Below are 21320 nucleotides of genomic sequence, written 5' to 3' on the forward strand. Positions count from 1 at the left end.
GATGACTGTTAACAAGTCTAATTTATCAAAGTCAATGGAGAAACTTTCATCAGGTAAGAGAATAAACCGTGCAGCAGATGATGCAGCAGGATTATCAATCTCTGAAAAGATGAGAGGACAGATTAGAGGACTAAAGCAAGCACAAAGAAATGCACAGGATGGTATTTCTTTAATTCAAACTGCAGAAGGTGCAATGGATGAAGTGAGTAATATGTTAGTAAGGCTTAAGGAGTTAGCAGTACAAAAGGCTAATGGAACATATAACTCTGATGATCAGACTAATATAGCTCAAGAAATGACTGCTTTAGCTGATGAAATTGGTAATATTGAGACCAATACTAAGTTTAACAATACATCAATATTAGATGGTACTCAAACATTTGATATAGTTATTTCAGATTCTGATACAGTAGCATTAACTATAACTGCTGGTAATGTATCAACTGCTTCAGCTCTATCTTCTACATCTGTTACTTCAGAGATTGAAGCTTCTATAAACTCTATTAACTTAGAAAGAGCTAAGCTAGGTGCACTTCAAAATAGACTAGAAAGTACAGTAAGAAACTTAGGAGCAACTTCTGAGAACTTACAAGCAGCAGAATCAAGAATTAGAGACGTAGACATGGCTTCAGAAATGATGCAGTTCACTAAGAATAACATCTTACAGCAAGCAGCTACTTCAATGATGGCGCAAGCAAATCAAGCTCCTCAAGGCGTGCTTCAATTATTAAGATAATCAAAAATTTTGTTGATAAATCAAAAGAGACTCTGAAAAAGAGTCTCTTTTGAAATATTGACCCTAATTAACAAAAATAGTATTTGCATGAAATAATGAGGAGGTTATCACTTTGAGTGGAAACATACAAGAACTAAAGAACTCAATTTTAGAACTTACTTTAAATATAACTAAAAGAATAAACGATATACATGATAATTTTTCAGATACAAATGAATTTGAAAATGATAGAGTGTTTTTTCTTATGGAAGATCTGAGTACTCTTTTTGATGGAATCAATTCTATTGTGGATGAAACTAATACCATAGACTTATTGGAGTTTAGCGAGAAACTTGGTATGATGATAGAAGCACTTGAAAGCAATGATGAGTACTTATTCCATGATGTAATGATATACGAGTTGAAACCTGTTTTGGAAGGAATATATGAATCTATTTAAGTTGAGGTGTTAAAATGGAACATAAATATAAGTTAAGCATTTGTATGATTGTAAAAAATGAAGAAGAGAATATGCAAAGTTGTCTTGAGAGTATAAGTCCTTTGTTGGAAGACTCATTTGGTGAATTGATTATTGTCGATACAGGTTCAACAGATGCTACCCCTCAAATAGCTAAGAGATACACTGATAAAGTATACTTTCATGAATGGAATAATAATTTTTCTGATATGAGAAATATATCGTTATCATATGCAACAGGAGAATGGATTTTTATAATTGATGGTGATGAAGAGCTAGTAGATTGTGACAGATTAATTTACCTGTTAAATTCTATGGAAATTGAAAAATATAATACTATATCTATAATGACAAAAAACTACTTTTCTACAGATAATGATAAGGGATTTGCTTTAGCTACAGGGCTTAGAGTTTTTAGAAATGATGGAGAATTTCATTATGAAGGGTCTATCCACAATCAACCTAAGTTTAAGAACCCGATTTTAGGAGTAGACATTTACCTAGATCACTATGGATATGCGGCAGATAGAAAAGAGGTAATGGAGAAAAAGTTTAAAAGGACTAGTACTATATTGAAGCAAGAATTAGAGAAAGACCCTGATAATATATATTATAGATATCAACTTGCCGTAAGCTATGATTCTCATCAGGAATATGATCTTGCATTAAATGAAGTTAGAAAAGCTTATGAAATTGCAAAGAAAAAGAAAGTTCTTGAACAAGGGCATGTCTATATATACGGATGTTATTCTAAAATAGCTTTTAATAATAAAGAATATATGGAAGCCATTAGAATTTGTCAAGAAGGATTAAAAATCCTTGAAGATAGTGTGGACTTAAGATATATATTAGCTAAATCTAAAAGTGAAATTGGTGAAAAGAAAGCTTCAGTTGAAGCATTTAGAGACTATGTTGAATTTGCTGAAAAGTTTGATACTTTAGAAGTTTCAAAGAATCCATCTTTAGTAACCTTATATGCGTCTAGTAAGCATATTGATTTTGCCTACATGAATATAGGTAAAGATTATTTAATAAAAGAAAAATATCTAGAAGCCTATAAAACAATTAAAAAAATTCAAAATCATAAAACTAAGTCGATATTAATGATAGAACCACTTATAAAGCTAAAAAAATTTAGTGAATTAAAATTTTATTATAAGCTAATAAAGAATGAAGATAAGCAATTATTAAACTTTATTAAACTATTGGAACAAGAAAAGAAGCAATTGTCAAAAGAGGAAAATGAAAAGATAGAGAAGCTACTTACAGGAAATAATACACATTACGAAATGCTAAATAAGATTAGATGCTCAGAGAGTAAGATGAGAGAAAATCTTAAAAAGGAGTTTGCTAGACTGTATGATCTAAATAAGTTACCTGAATTTTATTGGAAAGTTCTTGAAATAAATAAGAGCAATCTACGGTCAATGCTAACAATGTTTAAGAAAATTACAAATGCAAATCTGCAAGTATTTTTATCAGGATTAATAAATAATTCTAAAGAAACGAGACAACAATTAAAAAACTATATTCTGAAAGAAGATATTAGAGAAAATGACTTTCATTCTAGTAGAATTTTTGTTTGTATTGCTGAGTCTTTAATGGATTATAATGCTGACAAAAATTATGATAATGAAGAAGATACAATACAAGAAGATTTTGAAATATTCGAGATTTTTTTGAAAATAGGGTCAAATTATGTTAAAAATCTATACAATGAAAGTAAATTCAAACTTCAGTGGCAGTTTATAGAAAATAGTCGTGATAAATTTTTTGTTTTAATGAATTTTGTAAATGAGGCTTTATCGAATAATAACGAAAAACTAGCAATCAAATATTTTAGAGATGCATATAGGATATATCCCAGTATGATTCGTTTTTTAAGGTATTATAAGAATCAAAACTTTTCAATAGATTTGATAAATGAAGAGTAATGATTTGACTTCAATACTATAATTTTATGAATTTCTGTGATTAATCCTTGTATATCTTATGATAATAAATATTAGAAAAACAAAGTATTATAATGTTAATATATAACAAATGTACTTGGCAGTATATAGAAATATTAAAGATAATAAGTTAAAGAATTAGGAGTGCTTTTAATATGAAAAAAAAAAGCAACATACAGGGAAAATTAAATGGATTAAAAGATAGAATTAAGTTATTAATAGAACAGGGGTTACTTGAACAAGCAATGGGAATTATAATTCAATATGAAAAGGTAGTGCCTAGAGATGTAGAGATACATTCAATGAAAGCTGTCATTTATATGATGAGTAATAAACTTGTAGAAGCAGAAAGAACTTTAAAAGAAGGGTTAATGATAGATAAGTATAATTTTGACATACTCTATAATTTAGGATATGTATATAGCTTATCTGGAAGATACTATGAAGCTATGACTTCATATTATCTAGCTAAGCTTGAGACTAAAGATTTGCTAAGTATTGAAGATATTCAACAAGAAATTATGAAGATATCTTGTAAAATTAATAATGGGTGTGAAGCTCAAAATAAGCGTATAGAAAAATTTCGATTATCATTCAAAACTAAAGTTATTTTAGTGGGTAATAAAGATCAAGTAAATGAAGTGAGAGAAGAATTTGATCATGATTTTGTGATTGTCCGCTGTATAGATTTTTTAAATTCAGAAATTAAAGCAACAGATATTAACTTTAGAAAAGAATTAAAGAATTTAGACTTTGATTATATAGTTTTATTAAGTAAAGAAGATGAAGAAATACAAAGGCACAAAGAAATATTGAATAGGGTTGGTATATTAGAAAAGAAAATTTTTGAATATCATAAGTTCAATTTTAATTTTGTAATAGAGGGGTTTGACTATAAATTATTACAATCACTAAAAAATGACAAAGTTGAATTAATTACAACAGGTTTATCATATGCAGAAGTTGGAGTAGACGGTAAATTTCTTGAACGAAATTCAATTAATATTGCCTTATCTAGCCAAGATTTATTTTATGACTTTGAATTTTTTAAATTTGTGTACAATTTTAAATATATAAAAGAGAATCTCAAATATGCAATTATAAATTTAGGATACTATAGTTTTGACTATGATCTATCTAGAACATTTGAAAGAACTAGAATACATAGATATTATCCATTATTAAAAACCACTCATAACTATGATAATGAGCTTGGGATCAGACTCATTAATAAAATGTATCATAGAGAAGTAAGCTCCAAAGCTTACCTGTCTAGCAGAATCTTTAAATCAAATAAGGTACTGGATTCTTCTTGTTCAGAGAAAGGAAAGAAGTATGCAATGTATCATTCTAGAATGAATAGACCAAAGATTGTTAATGAAAATAAAAAAATATTTGATGAATTTATTAATTTTCTAATAAATAATAATGTAAAACCTATTATTCTAGTATGTCCAGTAAGTCAATACTATTATAAATATTCTTCATCGGATCTAAAAGGGAGATTTTATAAAATTATAAATGAATTTAAAAGACGATATGATTTTCAAATTATTGATTTATTTAAGTCTAGCATGTTTAATGATGAAGACTTTTGGGATGATTCTCACTTAAATAATGAAGGCGCCAAAAAACTAACTATCTTTTTAGAGGAAAATATTGAATGGTAGTTATTAATATATAAAATAGAGGAGAGTATGTATGAAAGAACTAGAAAGTATAAGGAGATTTATTACAGATAATTTAATCTTACAAGATGTAGAAATAGATTTAGATACAGAACTTTTTAATTCAGGACTTATAGATTCATTTGCACTTTTAGACTTAGTTTGCTATATAGAAGATGAATTCAATGTTAAAATTAAAGACTATGAGATAGTTGAAAATAATGCAAATACTGTAATAAAAATTGGAGATATGATAAAAGAAAGGTTATAAAACTTAGATGATGAGGAGTCAAAAAATGTTTAATATGGGTGAATTTATATGCCGAAATACAAGTAATGATATTGCATTGGTTGGTGTTAATAAAAATGGAGACCCAAAGAAATATAGTTATTTTGATTTAGATAAGTATTCTAATCGTGCCGCAAATATGTTAATTAGTATGGGAATAAAAAAGGGAGATAGGGTTGTTGTCTGTGCTGAAAAAAATCCTTACTTAATATTTATGATAATCGGAATATTAAAGGTGGGTGCAATATATAGTCCAATATTTACTAGCTCTGGGACTGAATCTTTTAATCAGAAAATTGAAGACTGCAAGCCCAAAATAATAGTCACTCAGAAGTACTTACTAAAAAAGATGCAGTTTTTAACCAAGAGGAATAATCATATAAACATTATTATAATGGATGAAGATATGGGAGACGTAGATTTACATTACTGTCAAGTTTTATCTATAAAAGAGCTGTCTAAATTTGACTATAATTTTGAAGACTATAGTACTTTAGAAAATGATATTGCCATAATACACTATACATCAGGTACTACTTCTAAGCCTAAAGGAGTGGTACATATACATAAAGCTATTAAAAGGTATAAGTATACTATGAGAGAAGTATTTGGATTATCAAAACAGGATATGTACTGGTGTACTGCCAACCATGCATGGGTTACAGGCTCTACATATGGAATTCTGGGTCCACTAAGCATAGGAGCAACTACATTAGTATTGGAGCCGGGATATAGAGCAGCACATATTTTAGATGCATTAGAAAAATATAACATTAAAATATGGTATACAGCCCCAACTTTATTACGTATGCTAATGAGGGAGAAACATGAAGTCTTTGAGCAATTTGAAAATAATTACTTAAAAAATATTTATTGTGTAGGGGAACCACTTAATGTTGAAACAATTCAATGGGTAGATGAAAAATTTAGTATTATTCCCAGAGATACTTGGTTTCAAACAGAGACAGGTAGCATTATAATTGCTAACGGTGAAAAAACTAAAGTTAAGTTCGGTTCTATGGGAAGGCCTTTGAATGATGTCGAAGTTACCATATTAGATGATAATTATAAACCAGTAGTTGGAAATGTCGCTGGGAATCTATGCATAAAAAAGAATTGGGAATCTATGTTTATTGATTATTGGAATAATGAAGATGTATATAATGAAAAGTTTGAAGGTGAATGGTATATTACAGGTGATATTGCTTATTGTGATGAAGATGGATATTACTGGTTCAAGTCAAGAGCAGATGAAATAATAAATACAGCTGGTCATCTAGTTAGTCCATTTGAAGTAGAAAATTCAATTATAAAGCATCCTTTAATTCAAGACGTTGCAGTATTTGGAGTTAAAGATAGTGTATTAGGAGAAAAAGTGGTAGCTTTTGTTATAATGAAGAATAATACTCAATTAACAAATTCAATAAAAATGCAAATTAAAAGAATCGTTAGACAAGAAGTTATGCCATTTGCAGTGCCTCAAAATATAACAAGAGTTAATGAATTCCCTAAAACTAATAGTGGAAAAATTTCAAGGCGTACTCTTAGGAAAATGGAAGAGAGAGCCAATTGAATAAAGGGATAAATTATGTAAGGAGGCTTATATGTCAACAAAAATAATATACCCTAATGTAATCTTAGGTAAAAATTGCATAATAGAAGATTTTGTCATAATAGGTAAGCCTTCCTCTGATGAAGATGAAGATTTATCTACTGTGATAGGAGACAATGCAGTAATTAGATCCCATACTGTTATATATGCTGGTAATAAAATTGGACATAACTTTCAAACGGGACATAATGTCATGATTAGGGAAAACAATAAGATAGGAAATAACGTAAGTGTTGGAACAGGGTCATGCATTGAGCATCACATTAAAATACGAGATAATGTAAGAATTCATTCTCAAGTATTTATTCCAGAGTATACTACATTAGAAGAGGAATGTTGGATTGGACCTAATGTAGTATTGACTAACGCTAGGTATCCAAGATCAAAAAATGTAAAAGAAAAACTAAAAGGACCAATTATATCTGAAAAAGCTAAAATAGGAGGAAATAGTACAATTCTTCCTGGTATAAAGGTGGGAAAGAACTCTTTAGTAGGAGCTGGAAGTGTCGTTGTAAAGGATATTGGTGACGGCAAAGTTGTGGCAGGAAATCCAGCAAGAGTAATAAAGGAAATTGATGATATACAAGAATATAATCAGAGGTGATTCATTTGAAAATACCATTCATGGACTTATCAGGAAGTTATCCTCAAATATATGATGAAGTGATGTTGAAAATAAAAAAGCATATTGATAATACTAGGTTTATTGGCGGAGAAGATATTAAGAAATTTGAAAAGAACTTCTCAGAGTACTGCAATGCTGAAAACACAATTTCCTGTGGAAATGGAACGGACGCTTTAATAATAAGCCTAAAAGCATTAGGAATAGGACCAGGAGATACTGTAATTACTGTTCCGAATACTTTTATAGCAACTGGTGAAGCTGTAACAGCTGTGGGTGCACAAGTTGATTTTGTTGATATAGAAGAAAAGACATATACAATGGATCCACAAAAATTGAAAGAATATCTACACAAGAACTCAAATAAAAAAAATATTAAAGCAATCATTCCAGTACATATTTATGGGCAGATGTGTGATATGGAAAGATTAATGAAAATTGCAGAAGAATATAACTTATCAGTAGTTGAAGATTCCTCTCAAGCTCATGGAGCTAAATTTAAAGGTAAGGGACCTGGAGAATACGGAGATATTGCTACATTTTCATTTTATCCTGGAAAAAACTTAGGTGCCTTTGGAGACGGTGGAGCTATCGTATGTAATGATAAAGAACTTGCTGAAAAAATTCGAAAATATGCTAATCATGGTAGAGTAGATAAATATACTCATCAATTTGAGGGATATAACAGTAGATTAGATTCAATTCAAGCAAGTGTTTTGGATATCAAACTCAAGCATTTAGATGGGTGGAATGAGTTAAGAAGTAAAAAAGCTAAGTACTTTAGCGAGAAGCTCAAAGGCGTAAACTGTATTATTCCTTATACTGATAAAGATATATACAGACATGTTTATCATCTTTATGTTATACAGTCAGATAATAGAGACGAATTAAGAGAATTTCTTAAAGAAAAAGGGATATCTACAGGAATACACTATCCCTTACCTTTGCACCTTCAAGAGGCATATAAGTATTTAGGTTATAAAGAAGGGGACTTTCCAACTACGGAAAGGATTGCGAAAAGAATAATAAGCTTACCATTTTGGCCTGAAATCAGGTATGAAGAAATAGATGAGGTTGTTAATTCAATTAAATTATTTTTAAATAATAAATAGTAGTGATGGAGGTGTAATCTATGCATAGTATTGCGATTATTGGAACGGGATATGTAGGACTAGTTACTGGAGCATGTTTATCAGATTTCGGTCTTAAAGTAACTTGTGTTGATAGAAGTGAAGATAAAATAGAAAAATTGAATCAAGGAGTAATACCAATTTATGAGCCAGGATTGGAATATATTGTAGAAAGAAATTTTTATTATAAAAGGTTAGACTTTACCTTAGATATAGAGAAGACTGTAAAAGACAATGATGTAATATTTATAGCTGTTGGAACACCCCCTCAAGGAGATGGTAATGCTGATTTACAGCATGTAAAATATGTGGCTCAACAAATAGGACAAAGTATGAATAGGTATAAAGTAATTGTAAATAAAAGTACAGTACCTGTAGGAACAGGAAAACTAGTTGAACAAATTATAAAAGATGAATTAAAAAAGAGAAAAGTAGATTATGGGTTTGATGTAGTATCAAATCCAGAGTTCTTAAGAGAAGGCTCAGCTGTTCATGATTTTACTCATCCTGATAGAGTCGTAATAGGAACAGAATCCAATAAGGCAAGAAAAATTATGAGAGAAGTATATAGAGTACTGAATATTAATGAAGTTCCGTTTGTAGAGACAAATCTAGAAACTGCTGAGTTAATTAAATATGCTTCAAATGCATTCCTTGCAATGAAAATTACATTTATAAATGAGATGGCTAATCTATGTGAAAATGTAGGAGCAAAGGTACAAGAAGTTGCAAGAGCAATGGGAAGAGACGGAAGGATATCATCTAAGTTCCTTCACCCTGGTCCAGGATATGGAGGGAGCTGTTTTCCTAAGGACACGAGAGCTTTAGTAGAAATAGGGAAAAAGTATAATTCCCCAATTACACTTATTGAAACGACAATTGCAGCTAATGAAAGACAGAAAAACAAGATGGTAGAAAAGATACAAAATGAATTAAATGACCTTAAGGGCAAAACAATAGGAATATTAGGAGTTGCTTTTAAAGCTAATACAGATGATACTAGAGAATCTTCTGCATTAACCATAATGGAACAACTAGCCAATAAAGGAGCTAAGATAAAGGTATATGACCCTTGTGCCATGGAAGAGGCTAAATGGAGGCTTAAGGAAATTGAAGATAAGGTTGAGTATTGTGAGGATGAGTATGAGGCAGTTAATGATTGTAATGCATTAGTGATTATTACTGAGTGGAATCAATTTAGGAATCTAGACTTAAGTAGGATAAAAGAGAGCTTAAAAGAGCCGTACTTTTTTGATTTTAGGAATATTTATTCAAGAGACAATATAGAAAAAAATGGATTTATATATATAGGAGTAGGACAATAGCTATTAAAGTTTAAATGATAGGGGTGACATCATGAAAAAGCTCAGCTTTGCAATAATAGGATGCGGTAGAATATCTTATAAGCATATAGATGCAATAATTGAAAATAATGATTTGGCAAGACTTATTGCAACTTGTGACATTGTTATTGATAAAGCACATGCCAGATCGAAAGAATACTTAGAAAAGCTTCAAAAGAAAATTACAGACAAGGATTGTGATTTAACTACTCCACTAGTCTGTGACGATTATAAGTATATCTTGGCAAATAAGGATATAGATATAGTGTCAATTTGTACGGAATCTGGCAAACATGCAGAAATTGCTATTGAAGCATTAAAATCTGGCAAACATGTTTTAGTGGAGAAGCCAATGGCACTATCTACAAAAGATGCTGATGAGATGATTTATTTGGCAAAATCTAAAAACTTAAAGTTAGGTGTTTGTCATCAGAATAGATTCAATCCTCCCATTCAAGAGCTAAGACAAGCTATAGATGAAGGAAGATTTGGTAAAATCTTTGCGGTAACAGCTAGGATATTATGGAATAGAAATAAAGAGTATTATACTCAGGCATCATGGCGAGGTACATTTGACCAAGATGGCGGTTGCCTGATGAATCAATGTATTCATAATATAGACCTATTACAATGGATGGTTGGACAACCGATAAAAGAAATTAATGGATTAGTAAATAATTATACACACCCATATATTCAAGCAGAGGATTATGGTAGCATTCAGCTAGAGTTTATAGATGGAACTATTGGCAACATAGAAGGAACAGTAGTTACTTATCCACAAAATTTGGAAGAAACATTAACTGTTTTAGGGGAAAAAGGAACTGTTGTTATCGGAGGAAAAGCAGTTAACGAAATTCTAGTATGGAATTTTGAGGATAGAAAAGATGATTTGAATAATGTGCTACAGAGCTTTGATAATAAAATTGAAAATATATATGGAAATGGACATATTCCTTTATATACTGATTTCATGAATAGTATAAAAGAAGATACTGAACCACTAATTAATGGCAAAGAAGGGAAGATAGCTATGTCTATTATTCTTCATTCTTATTTATCAAGTAAATATAAAAAGAGAGTGAAGTTTGATATTAATAATATTATGCTAACAAAGCAAGGAGTTAAGGAGATATAAGTTTTTTATTTTAGAGAATATTGCAGTAGCAAAACCTAAATATAAACATTAATTTGTCTTTCGTTAAGTATATATAGTAGATTAAATTCTTAAAGTCTTAAAAACAATTAAACTATTGTAATTATTTGCCGATAATGTTTATAGAAGAATATTTGATTGGAGGCGCAATTATGAATTTAGGAAGCATTGATATGTCAGTAAATGGAAACATACGGCAGGCTCAGGCTCAGCCTCAGCAGAATACTGTACATAATAGAAAAGAGCAAAAAGGAAACGCTCCTAAAGAAGTTACGGTTTCTCTTCATGGTTCACAACCAAGTGAAGAGAAAATAATTAAAGCAATTGAATCGGCAAATAAGAAGTTTGAAGTATACGATAGAAAATTAAAATTTTCAGTACATGAAAAAACTAATTCAATAATTGTAAAAATAGTTGATTCAAATACTGACGAAGTGATAAGAGAGATTCCACCGGAAAAAATATTGGACATGGTTGCCAATTTATTAGAAATGGCAGGAATCATAGTGGACGAAAAGGTTTAGTAAGAATGATATTTGATAGGAGGAGAAAATAATGTCTGATATGCTTAGAATTACTGGAATGGCAACTGGAATGGATACAGAATCTATAATTAAACAGTTAATGAGTGTAGAATACAGTAGAGTAGATTCTGTAAAACAAAAAAAAGAATACGTCGAGTGGCAAACTGACGCATATAGAGAAATGACAAATCTCTTGAGGGGATTTAAGGACGAATACTTTAATATGTTAAATCCAAGTACGAACATGATGTCATCAAGTACCTTTGCAGCTTTTTCTACTTCAACGCAGGTAGGAGGAATAGACAGTAATGTTGTTACTGTTAAAGCAACTGGGTCAGCTAATGTTGGAACTCATACTATTAACAATATTAAGTTAGCTCAAAAAGCTTTATGGAGTAGTTCATCTTCAGTTTCAGATGTAATGACAGGGAATGCTATTAATTTTTCTAATTTAAAAGAAGGTAAATCCTTCAATATAACTCTAGATGGAAATACTAAAACTATAACTTTGAATAGTACAGCTGCTGGAGCTACAACAGCAACTGGATTAGCCACAGAGTTACAAAGTTTAGTTAACGATGCTTTTGGAAGTGGAAGTATAGATATCTCTGGTAATGACGGAACAGGTACATTGAGTTTTCAGGCTAGTGGTCATACTTTAAATATTGAGAGTGCTTCACATACTTATTTAAGTGACTTAGGGCTAAACCAAAACCAAACGAATTCAATTACTGGTCAAGAACTAGATTTTTCTAGTGCAATTGATATTAGTGGGAATATAAAAATAGATGTAAATGGAACTGAAAAAGATGTTTCTATTGGTATAACTGGAGCCAGTACTATAGGGAGTTTTGTTACACAGCTTCAAACTGACTTGGATGTAGCTCTTGGAAATAATGTTGTGGAAGTAGTTAATGATGGGGATAGGGTAAAATTAGTATCTTATAATACTTCCGATGAAATAACAATTTTGTCAGGAGATACTCCAAATTCTATTGGTGACATTGGATTTGCCAGTGGACAGAAAATTAATAAACTTGAAGGTAATGTGAACTTAACTGCATCAGATTTAGGCAAAGAAATGGATATATTTGCAGATGGAACACAATATCATATTGATTTAACTCAAGACTATACTGATATAGCTAGTTTAACAAGTGCTATTAATTCTCAGCTTTCAAGCCAAGGTGCTACTTTTACTGTATCAGATGGCGGTAGCGGAAATTTGATACTTAGTGGTACGGCTGGTCAAGAGATAAAAGTGGCTAATAGTACTGAAACCGTTGTAGATGATTTAGGATTCGATAATATTAGTAAAAATGTAATAGATTTAAAACTAAGTCTAAATGATTTAAACTTTGGGACAGATACTGTATTTAATAGTGGTAAAGTTGAGTTTCAGATTAATGATACAAATTTTTCTTTTGATGAAACTGACTCCTTACAATACGTCATCAATCAGATAAATAGTAGTGATGCAGGTGTTACGTTAAGTTATAGTAGCGTATCTGATAAGTTTGTATTACAAGCTGATAATGAAGGTGCCATGAACGATATATCATTAGGAGATTTAAATGGAACGAACTTTCTTAATGGTTCACTAAATTTAAATCAGGTTACGGAAGGAACTGATGCGCAATTCACATTAGATGGTGTAGCTACTACTAGAAGTTCTAATAATTTTACAATAGATGGAGTTGAATATACCCTAAACACTGAATATGATCCTAATGATACAGAAGGTTTAACTGACATATCTGTTAATGTAAATGCGGATCCAGATGAAGTATTTGATACTGTTAAGAAATTTGTAGACAAATATAATGAAGTAATATCTGAAATAAATTCTAAGCTCACAGAAGAGAAGTTTTATGATTATAAACCTTTAACGGAAGTTCAAAAGGGAGAAATGTCAGAAAAGGAAATAGAATTGTGGGAAGAAAAGGCTAAGAGTGGTATGTTAAGAAGTGATTCAATTCTTAGAAGTATTGTTAGCGATATGAGGAATGCCCTTTATGATGGAGTGGATAATGTTGGGATAAGATTATTTGACATTGGAATAACAACTAGTTCCAACTATAGGGATAGAGGGAAGCTAATAATAAATGAAGATAAACTTAAAGAAGCACTTTCTAATAATTCTCAAGAAATTATGCAACTGTTTACCAATAAGGGTGATATGTACGGTGAAAAAGGAATCGCTAGTAAACTTAATGATATAATTGATAAAAATATTAGCACAACAAGAGGCGATGATGAGCTAAAAGGTAGATTGCTTGAAAAGGCAGGAATCGAAGGAGATACATCAGCAGTTAATAATATTTTGTTCTCTAAAATTCAGAACTATGATGAAATGATTAATGGACTACAAAGTGATTTAGCTGATAAAGAAGAATATTACTATAGTATGTTTGCAAGACTTGAGACCGCTATGGCTGAGATGAATTCTCAATCATCTTGGTTAGCATCACAATTTGGTGGAGGAATGTAATCTTTAAGGAGGTAATATATATGGCAATGAGTAATCCTTATTCACAATATAAACAGAATTCAATTATGACTGCATCACCTCAAGAACTAAATATTATGTTATATAAAGGAGCAATGAAATTCATTAAGCAATCAATAATAGCTATTGATAAAAAAGAAATTGAAGTAGCTCATAAAAGTAACATTAGGGCTCAGGATATATTTATTCACTTTATGTCAATTGTCGATACAAATTATGAGGTTGGAAAAAACCTGTACAGTCTTTATGATTATATGCAAGATAGGTTACAGGAAGGAAATATAAAAAAAGACATTGAAATATTACAAGAAGTCTATGATATGACTAATGAGTTAAAAGAAACTTGGGAAGAAGCAATGCAAATTACAAAAAAGAATAAGGTGAATATATAGCATGCAAGATATAGAAAATGATTTAAGTCCTTTAATTCAATTACTAGAAGCAAAGTTAAATCTATTAGATGAAATATTAAAATTTACCCATAAACAAACAGAAGTGTTGCAGAGCCAGGAAATAGAAAGATTGGATCATTTAATAAAAAGTAAACAAAAAAGAATAGATAAGATAGATAGGCTTGATAAAGCTTTTAATAAGCAATTTGCAGGGATAAAGAAAAAATATGGTGTTGAAGAAATAGCAGAATTAGATATTGATAAGAGTCTAGTATCTGTACTTAAATCTGTTACAAAAAAGATTCAGAATATAATTCATGCTATTTATGATATTGAGCAAGTTAATAAGGGATTAATTAATAAGAACTATAACGATGTTAAATCTAGACTTAAGAATATCAAGAAAGGTAAAAAACTTACTTCAAGTTATTATAAGCAGAGTACTCAAACCGATGGATACTTTATTGATCGTAAAAAGTAAGGATTGAATAGTATGAAGGAATCATCCTATATGGGTGATTCTTTTATTATTAATCAATTAGAATGGCTATTTCCCCGAAATAAACACTTTACCATCCCTAATATACTTTAAAATAAGGGATTTAGATACTCCAGTAGCATCAGATAACTCTATTATGTTTACATTGCTTCTTCCATATAGATAGTCTCTAATTTTTTTATAGGGATTATCCAATTCTTCTGAACATTTACTACATAAAATATCCTTTTCACTTTCAAAAAGTTTTCCACATTTCTTACAATTAACCAAACTCATAATATCTCCACCTTCAGAATTATTTTAAAATAATTAATTGAGAAATATCTATTTATTATTAAATATAATCATATATATATACAATTATATTTGAATCCTAGAAGGCACCATAATAAGCAAAACCTTGTTACTAAAACTATACTAAATAAATGTAGAAATGTAAACATTAATACAAATTCAAGTTTATTGTAATAAAATATAGTACTTTTGACCTATGAATAAGGCCTACATCTAGTATCTGACAAATATTATCACCACAATAAAAAGAATAACTATAATTGTCAAAACTAACAGTAAATTAGCAAATTTAGGAATCAAATGTAAAATTAACAACTGTCCACTATTGATTCACACTTTTTCCACAATATAGTTTGTGGATATATACTGTTTTCCACAGAGTTATTCACATTATCCACAGAAAACCTATATACTTATCCACAAAATTACAACCAAAATGGTGTGGATAACGAAATTAATAATTATGCAAAAGAATGAATAATATTTGTTGAATATGTTTTATTCTATCAAATTATAATATATATGTACGTAATAAAAGGAATATTTTGGTGACAAATTTCAAATAATTATAGAAATTTTTATAAAGTAAAAAAGATGTTAAATAATTTCTAGGGTGGGTATCATATATATAAACAAAAGAAATATTTATTTGATAAGGAAATTAACAAAATATTATGAAAATTGAAAGGATATTTTTAAGCAGATATAGAAATATATATATAAGAATTTTTATCATAATATAAAATAAATTTTCTTATCAATTGTAATTCTTAACTTGAAAGGAGTTGGAATTTATGAAAATTACTGTTAGTGGAAAAAACATGGATGTTACAGATGCTCTAAGAAATACCGTAGAAAAGAAGTTGAATAAACTAGAAAAATATTTTAATGAGGATGTAGAGGTTAATGCTACAGTTAGTGTAGAGAAAAACAGACACATCTTTGAAGTGACAATTCCTTTTACTAAAAATATTTTAAGAGCAGAAGAAATTACTGACGATATGTATGCATCAATAGATAGGTCAGTTGATATTCTAGAAAGACAAATAAGAAAACATAAAACAAAGCTTCAAAAAAGATTTCATAATGGAGATACTATTAGGTTTGAAAATGTTAGTCTATTACAAGAAGAAGATGATGAGCCTAAAATAGTTAAAACTAAGAAATTTGCTATGAAGCCAATGGATGAAGAAGAGGCAGTATTACAAATGGAATTGATAGGTCATAGCTTCTTTGTTTTCAGAAATGCAGAAACTAATGAAGTCAATGTAGTTTATAAAAGAAAAGATGGAGATTATGGCTTAATTGAGCCAGAATTTTAAAATAGATTTTAAATAATATATAGAATGATAAGGACGAGGATTTTTTCCTCGTCTTTTTATGTCGGGATTTTTCAAGAATATTATTATTATTCTGTTAAATGAGAAGGATTATCCAATATTTTATAGAATTATTTGTATAGAAGATAATTGGTAAGTCAAAGCTAAAAGGGGAGGGAAAATAATGCTTATAGAGTTTTTAATTGCAGCAATAATTATAGGGGTTATTCGAGGAGGAAGCATAGCAAAATTAATTAGTTCATCATTCAATAAAATGATAGTTCTAATTTTAGCATTAATAATATATATGAGTTTTATTCACTTTGCTATACGAGGATATGATTTGCTTTTAGATTATAGTTATATTATTTACATCGTTGTAAATATAATTCTCTTAGTTGCAATCGTATTAAATTATAAATATAGAGAAGTTTGGTTAATTTGTATTGGATTAATACTAAATATAATTTCATTTGTAGCAAACGATCAAAATATTATTTTTTCTGGAAAAGGACTTTCTTACATAGGACTGGAAGATGCAGCAAATCTCTTAACTAGAGAAGGAGCTAATTTACTGGCACCTTTAACTGATGCAACAAATGCAAGTGTATTAAGTCACTTTATAGCGATACCAAAACCCTATATTTATCCACAGATTTTTAGTATAGGTGATTTATTAATAAGTTTGGGAGTATTTCTCTTAATTCAAACTATTATGTTTAATCAAGACATTGGAAATAATAAAATGCTTAATTTCAGATATAGAGGATAGTGATAGACTCTTAACAATAATAAACATAAAATAATCAAATCCAGTCTAAAGAATGGAAGTTCTTTCTGGATTTTTGTTTTGTATTTTTGGATTTCTTGCTACTTACAAATTTTAGTGATAAAATATAATGATAGTATAAACTAGTGAGGTGAGATACTGTGAAATCAATTTTCGAGAAGATTTTTGGAAGCTACAGTGAAAGAGAAATAAAACGATTGGGACCGATTGTTGATAAGATTGAAGCTTTAGAAGATAATATGAGAAAGCTAAGTGATAGTGAATTAAAGAACAAAACCAATGAGTTTAAAGATAGACTTAAGTCAGGAGAGACCTTAGATGACATATTACCAGAAGCTTTTGCAGTTGTTAGGGAAGCTTCTGATAGAGTATTGGGATTAAGACATTATAGGGTGCAGCTTATCGGAGGTGTCGTTCTTCATCAGGGTAGGATAGCTGAGATGAAAACTGGTGAAGGTAAAACTTTAGTTGCAACTTTACCACTTTATTTAAATGCTCTGGAAGGTAAAGGAGCTCATCTAGTAACTGTAAATGATTATCTTGCATCATATCAAGGTGAAATGATGGGGAAGGTATATAATTTCCTAGGGCTTACTGTTGGTGTTATAGTTCATGGACTTAGTATTGAAGAAAGAAGAAAAGCATATGGTAGTGACATTACCTATGGAACTAACAATGAGTTCGGCTTTGATTATCTGAAGGATAATATGGTTATATATAAGAAAGAGATGGTTCAGAGAGATTTGAATTTTGTTGTTATAGATGAGGTTGACAGTATATTAATAGATGAAGCAAGAACACCATTAATTATATCTGGTAATGGAGAAAAATCAACAAAGATGTATTTTGCAGCAGAAACCTTTGCAAGGACATTGCAAGGTAGAAAAGCTGACCCTAATGAAAAGGGAATGGATAAATTTGATAGAGAGTATAAAGAAGATGAAGATGCTGATTTTATTGTAGATGAAAAGGCAAGAACAGTTACATTAACCGATAGAGGGATTACGAAAGCAGAAAAATTCTTTAATATTGAAAACTATGGGGATATTGAAAATATGGAGATATCTCATCATATTAATCAAGCATTAAAGGCAAGAAACTTAATGAAGGTTGATATTGATTACGTTATTAAAGAAGGGGAAGTAGTAATAGTTGATGAATTCACTGGTAGACTTATGTTTGGAAGAAGATATAGTGAAGGATTACATCAGGCCATAGAAGCAAAAGAAGGATTAGATGTAAGAAGAGAATCAAAGACTTTAGCTACTATTACATTCCAAAACTATTTTAGAATGTATAACAAACTTTCAGGAATGACAGGTACAGCTAAGACAGAAGAGGAAGAATTTAGAGAAATATATAATGTTGACGTAGTTGAGATTCCAACTAATAAACCTGTTATAAGGGAAGACCATCCTGATGTTGTATATAAGAAAATGGAAGGTAAGTTTAAAGCAGTTGTTGAGGAAATAGCAGAGAAACATAAGAAAGGTCAGCCAGTTCTAGTTGGTACCATATCTATTGAAAAATCTGAATTGATAAGTAAGATGCTTAAGAGACTTGGAATTCCTCATGAAGTTCTTAATGCTAAGCAACATGAAAGAGAGGCTGAAATAGTAGCTCAGGCTGGTAGATTTGGTGGAGTTACAATTGCTACTAATATGGCTGGTCGTGGTACTGATATTATGCTAGGTGGTAATGCTGAATTTACCGCTAAAATTGAGATGAGGAAAAAAGGATATAGTGAAGATGTCATTCACCAAGTAGACAGCTTTGCTGATACAAATGATGAAGAAGTTTTAGAAGCTAGAAAAACTTATAGAGAGCTATTAGATAAAGCTAAGGAAGAAATAAAAATAGAGCATAATAAAGTGTTAGAAGCAGGTGGTCTTCATATTATAGGTACAGAAAGACATGAGTCAAGACGTATTGACAACCAGCTTAGAGGACGTTCTGGACGTCAAGGAGACCCAGGATCTTCTAAATTCTATATATCTCTAGAGGATGACTTGATGAGGCTTTTCACTGGAGATAGATTAAGACTTATGGTTGATAAAATGGGTATGCCTGATGATGAGCCTTTAGAACATGGTATGCTATCTAAATCTATTGAGAGTGCTCAGAGAAGAGTTGAAGGTAGAAACTTCAATATAAGAAAGCATGTACTTCAATATGACGATGTTATGAATAAGCAAAGAGAAATAATATATGCTGAGAGAAAGAAAGTTCTAGAGGGTGAGGATTTAAGAGATCATATATTCTCTATGGTTGAACAAATAATTGATGATGCAATTGAATTATATACTGCTAATAGCAAATATGCTGAAGAATGGAATATGAAAGGATTAGAAGAACACCTTGGAAAAGTATTCCTTCCTGAAGGAGCATTAGTGATAGACGATATTGAGAGTTTAACAAAAGATCAATTAAAATCCATGTTATTAGATATTGCTGGAAAGGCTTATGAGAGAAAAGAAGAAGAGATTACTGTGGAAAGAATCCGAGAGTTAGAGAGAGTAGTTTTATTAAGAGCAGTAGATAGTAAATGGATGGATCATATAGATGCAATGTCTCAGTTGAAACAAGGTATAGGTTTAAGAGCTATGGGTCAAGAGGATCCTGTAAGAGCCTATAAGGCTGAAGGATTTGACATGTTCCAAGATATGATTGAAAGCATTCAGCAGGACACAGTTAAATATCTTTTCAATGTAGAAGTCGAAGAAAAGGTTGAAAGAAAAAGAGTAGCAGAAATTACTGGCACTAGTCATGGTGGCGCTGAAGAGAATAAGCCTAAAACAGTAGTTAAGGGTAAGAAAGTTGGAAGAAATGAACCTTGTCCTTGTGGTAGTGGTAAGAAATATAAGAAATGTTGTGGCAGATAGATAAGGAGGATCATAATGCTGGAATATGAAAGCTATAAAGCTAGAATTCTAGAATTAACTGAAAAGATAGCTGAGGTAGGTGTTTCACTTTGACTTGCCTAGTTTAGAAAAGCAAGCTGAGGAATATGATAAGAAAATGATGGAACCAGATTTCTGGGATGATAGTCAGAGCGCTCAGAAAGTAGTCCAAGAATCGAAAGCTATAAAAGATAAAATTGAAGAATATAAGAAAATTGAAAGTAGATTAGAGGATGTAGATGTATTATTGGATCTTGCTAAGGAAGAAGAAGAGGATTCTATGGCAGGAGAGATAGATAGTAATATAGAAGAAATCGAAATAGACTTGAAAGAATTGGAGATAAAAACTCTACTAAGTGGTGAGTATGATAAAAATAATGCTATATTATCAATACATTCAGGTGCAGGAGGTTTAGAGGCACAGGATTGGGCTGAAATGCTTTTAAGGATGTATAAAAGGTGGGCGGAGAGAAAGGAATATACTATTGATATCCTAGATATAATGCCAGACACTGAAGGTGGTATTAAGAGCGCTACTTTGCTTATAAAAGGAATAAATGCTTACGGATATTTAAGAGCTGAAAGAGGAGTTCATAGATTAGTTCGTATTTCACCATTTGATTCTTCTGGAAGGAGACATACATCCTTTGCATCGGTAGATGTTTTTCCAGAATTGGATGATGATATAGAAGTAGAAATAGATTCAAACAATCTTAGAATAGACACCTATAGAGCAGGTGGAGCAGGTGGACAGCACGTTAATACCACAGACTCAGCTGTTAGAATAACTCATATTCCTACTGGAATTGTAGTTCAATGTCAAAATGAAAGGTCTCAGCATAGTAATAAAGCAACAGCTATGAAGATGCTTACTGCAAGACTCATTGAGTTAAAGGAACGGGAGCAGAAAGAGAAAATTGATGATTTGCAGGGACAATATAATCAGATAGCTTGGGGATCACAAATAAGATCATATGTTTTTCACCCATATAATATGGTTAAAGATCATAGGACCAATGCAGAAACTGGTAATACAAATAGTGTAATGGATGGGTCTATAGATATATTTATAAATGAATATTTAAAAATGAAGGTAACAGAAAGTTAAAAAATTATGTAGTAAAAGCTC

General features: G+C 30.5%; 19 protein-coding genes. 18 read left to right on the forward strand and 1 reads right to left on the reverse strand.

Annotation, left to right across the window (positions count from 1 at the left end):
* From JMO20_RS06200 to JMO20_RS06265, 14 genes are all read left to right on the forward strand, one after another.
* Positions 1–736, forward strand: a 736-nt coding sequence (locus tag JMO20_RS06200; RefSeq protein ID WP_202708670.1) for a flagellin N-terminal helical domain-containing protein, incomplete at its 5' end; no start/stop codon positions are given.
* Positions 737–848: 112 nt separating this feature from the next.
* Entirely contained in the window at positions 849–1175 is a 327-nt protein-coding gene (locus tag JMO20_RS06205) for a hypothetical protein (RefSeq protein ID WP_202708671.1), read from the forward strand.
* A gap of 14 nt (positions 1176–1189) precedes the next feature.
* The gene (locus JMO20_RS06210) at positions 1190–3127 is read left to right on the forward strand and encodes a glycosyltransferase family 2 protein (protein WP_202708672.1); all 1938 of its coding nucleotides are present in this window, start codon (positions 1190–1192) and stop codon (positions 3125–3127) included.
* Positions 3128–3300: 173 nt separating this feature from the next.
* Positions 3301–4815 (forward strand): tetratricopeptide repeat protein, encoded by a 1515-nt coding sequence (locus JMO20_RS06215; protein ID WP_202708673.1) that lies wholly within the window; start codon positions 3301–3303, stop codon positions 4813–4815.
* A gap of 31 nt (positions 4816–4846) precedes the next feature.
* Positions 4847–5083, forward strand: coding sequence for an acyl carrier protein (locus JMO20_RS06220; RefSeq protein ID WP_202708674.1), 237 nt, complete (start codon positions 4847–4849; stop codon positions 5081–5083).
* Positions 5084–5117: 34 nt separating this feature from the next.
* The gene (locus JMO20_RS06225; RefSeq protein WP_207753450.1) at positions 5118–6674 is read left to right on the forward strand and encodes an acetate--CoA ligase; all 1557 of its coding nucleotides are present in this window, start codon (positions 5118–5120) and stop codon (positions 6672–6674) included.
* A 31-nt stretch (positions 6675–6705) separates the two neighbouring features.
* Positions 6706–7317 (forward strand): acyltransferase, encoded by a 612-nt coding sequence (locus JMO20_RS06230; RefSeq protein ID WP_202708676.1) that lies wholly within the window; start codon positions 6706–6708, stop codon positions 7315–7317.
* A 5-nt stretch (positions 7318–7322) separates the two neighbouring features.
* Positions 7323–8447, forward strand: coding sequence for a DegT/DnrJ/EryC1/StrS family aminotransferase (locus tag JMO20_RS06235; RefSeq protein WP_202708677.1), 1125 nt, complete (start codon positions 7323–7325; stop codon positions 8445–8447).
* A gap of 20 nt (positions 8448–8467) precedes the next feature.
* A complete protein-coding gene (locus JMO20_RS06240; protein WP_202708678.1) occupies positions 8468–9790 on the forward strand; it encodes a UDP-glucose dehydrogenase family protein in 1323 nt (440 codons plus the stop codon).
* Between the two features lie 31 nt (positions 9791–9821).
* On the forward strand, positions 9822–10946 hold the full coding sequence (locus tag JMO20_RS06245; RefSeq protein WP_202708679.1) for a Gfo/Idh/MocA family protein: 1125 nt from the start codon (positions 9822–9824) through the stop codon (positions 10944–10946).
* Between the two features lie 170 nt (positions 10947–11116).
* Complete coding sequence (locus JMO20_RS06250) at positions 11117–11488, forward strand: flagellar protein FlaG (RefSeq protein ID WP_202708680.1); 372 nt, start codon at positions 11117–11119, stop codon at positions 11486–11488.
* Positions 11489–11519: 31 nt separating this feature from the next.
* A complete protein-coding gene (gene fliD / locus JMO20_RS06255; RefSeq protein ID WP_202708681.1) occupies positions 11520–13979 on the forward strand; it encodes a flagellar filament capping protein FliD in 2460 nt (819 codons plus the stop codon).
* A 20-nt stretch (positions 13980–13999) separates the two neighbouring features.
* Entirely contained in the window at positions 14000–14389 is a 390-nt protein-coding gene (gene fliS / locus JMO20_RS06260; protein ID WP_202708682.1) for a flagellar export chaperone FliS, read from the forward strand.
* A gap of 1 nt (position 14390) precedes the next feature.
* Positions 14391–14870 carry a flagellar protein FlgN gene (locus JMO20_RS06265; protein ID WP_202708683.1) on the forward strand — a complete coding sequence of 160 codons (480 nt, stop codon included), beginning with the start codon at positions 14391–14393 and terminating at the stop codon, positions 14868–14870.
* A gap of 66 nt (positions 14871–14936) precedes the next feature.
* On the opposite strand, the gene JMO20_RS06270 is transcribed toward JMO20_RS06265, so the two are convergent.
* Positions 14937–15164 (reverse strand): hypothetical protein, encoded by a 228-nt coding sequence (locus JMO20_RS06270; protein ID WP_202708684.1) that lies wholly within the window; start codon positions 15162–15164, stop codon positions 14937–14939.
* Between the two features lie 812 nt (positions 15165–15976).
* Here JMO20_RS06270 and hpf point away from each other — a divergent pair.
* The 4 genes from hpf to prfB all read left to right on the forward strand — a co-directional run bounded on the left by hpf (position 15977) and on the right by prfB (position 21299).
* A complete protein-coding gene (hpf, locus tag JMO20_RS06275; RefSeq protein ID WP_202708685.1) occupies positions 15977–16504 on the forward strand; it encodes a ribosome hibernation-promoting factor, HPF/YfiA family in 528 nt (175 codons plus the stop codon).
* A gap of 181 nt (positions 16505–16685) precedes the next feature.
* Entirely contained in the window at positions 16686–17273 is a 588-nt protein-coding gene (locus JMO20_RS06280; RefSeq protein ID WP_202708686.1) for a DUF5317 family protein, read from the forward strand.
* A 158-nt stretch (positions 17274–17431) separates the two neighbouring features.
* Positions 17432–20173 carry a preprotein translocase subunit SecA gene (gene secA, locus JMO20_RS06285; RefSeq protein ID WP_202708687.1) on the forward strand — a complete coding sequence of 914 codons (2742 nt, stop codon included), beginning with the start codon at positions 17432–17434 and terminating at the stop codon, positions 20171–20173.
* A 15-nt stretch (positions 20174–20188) separates the two neighbouring features.
* Positions 20189–21299 (forward strand): peptide chain release factor 2 gene (gene prfB / locus JMO20_RS06290; protein WP_202708688.1). Its coding sequence is split into 2 segments (ribosomal slippage): positions 20189–20263 and positions 20265–21299, totalling 1110 coding nucleotides; the frame shifts between segments, so codons are not numbered across the junction.
* The last annotated feature ends 21 nt before the right edge of the window (positions 21300–21320 follow it).

This window comes from Sporosalibacterium faouarense, assembly GCF_016765695.1.
GTDB lineage: Bacteria > Bacillota > Clostridia > Tissierellales > VENL01 > Sporosalibacterium > Sporosalibacterium faouarense.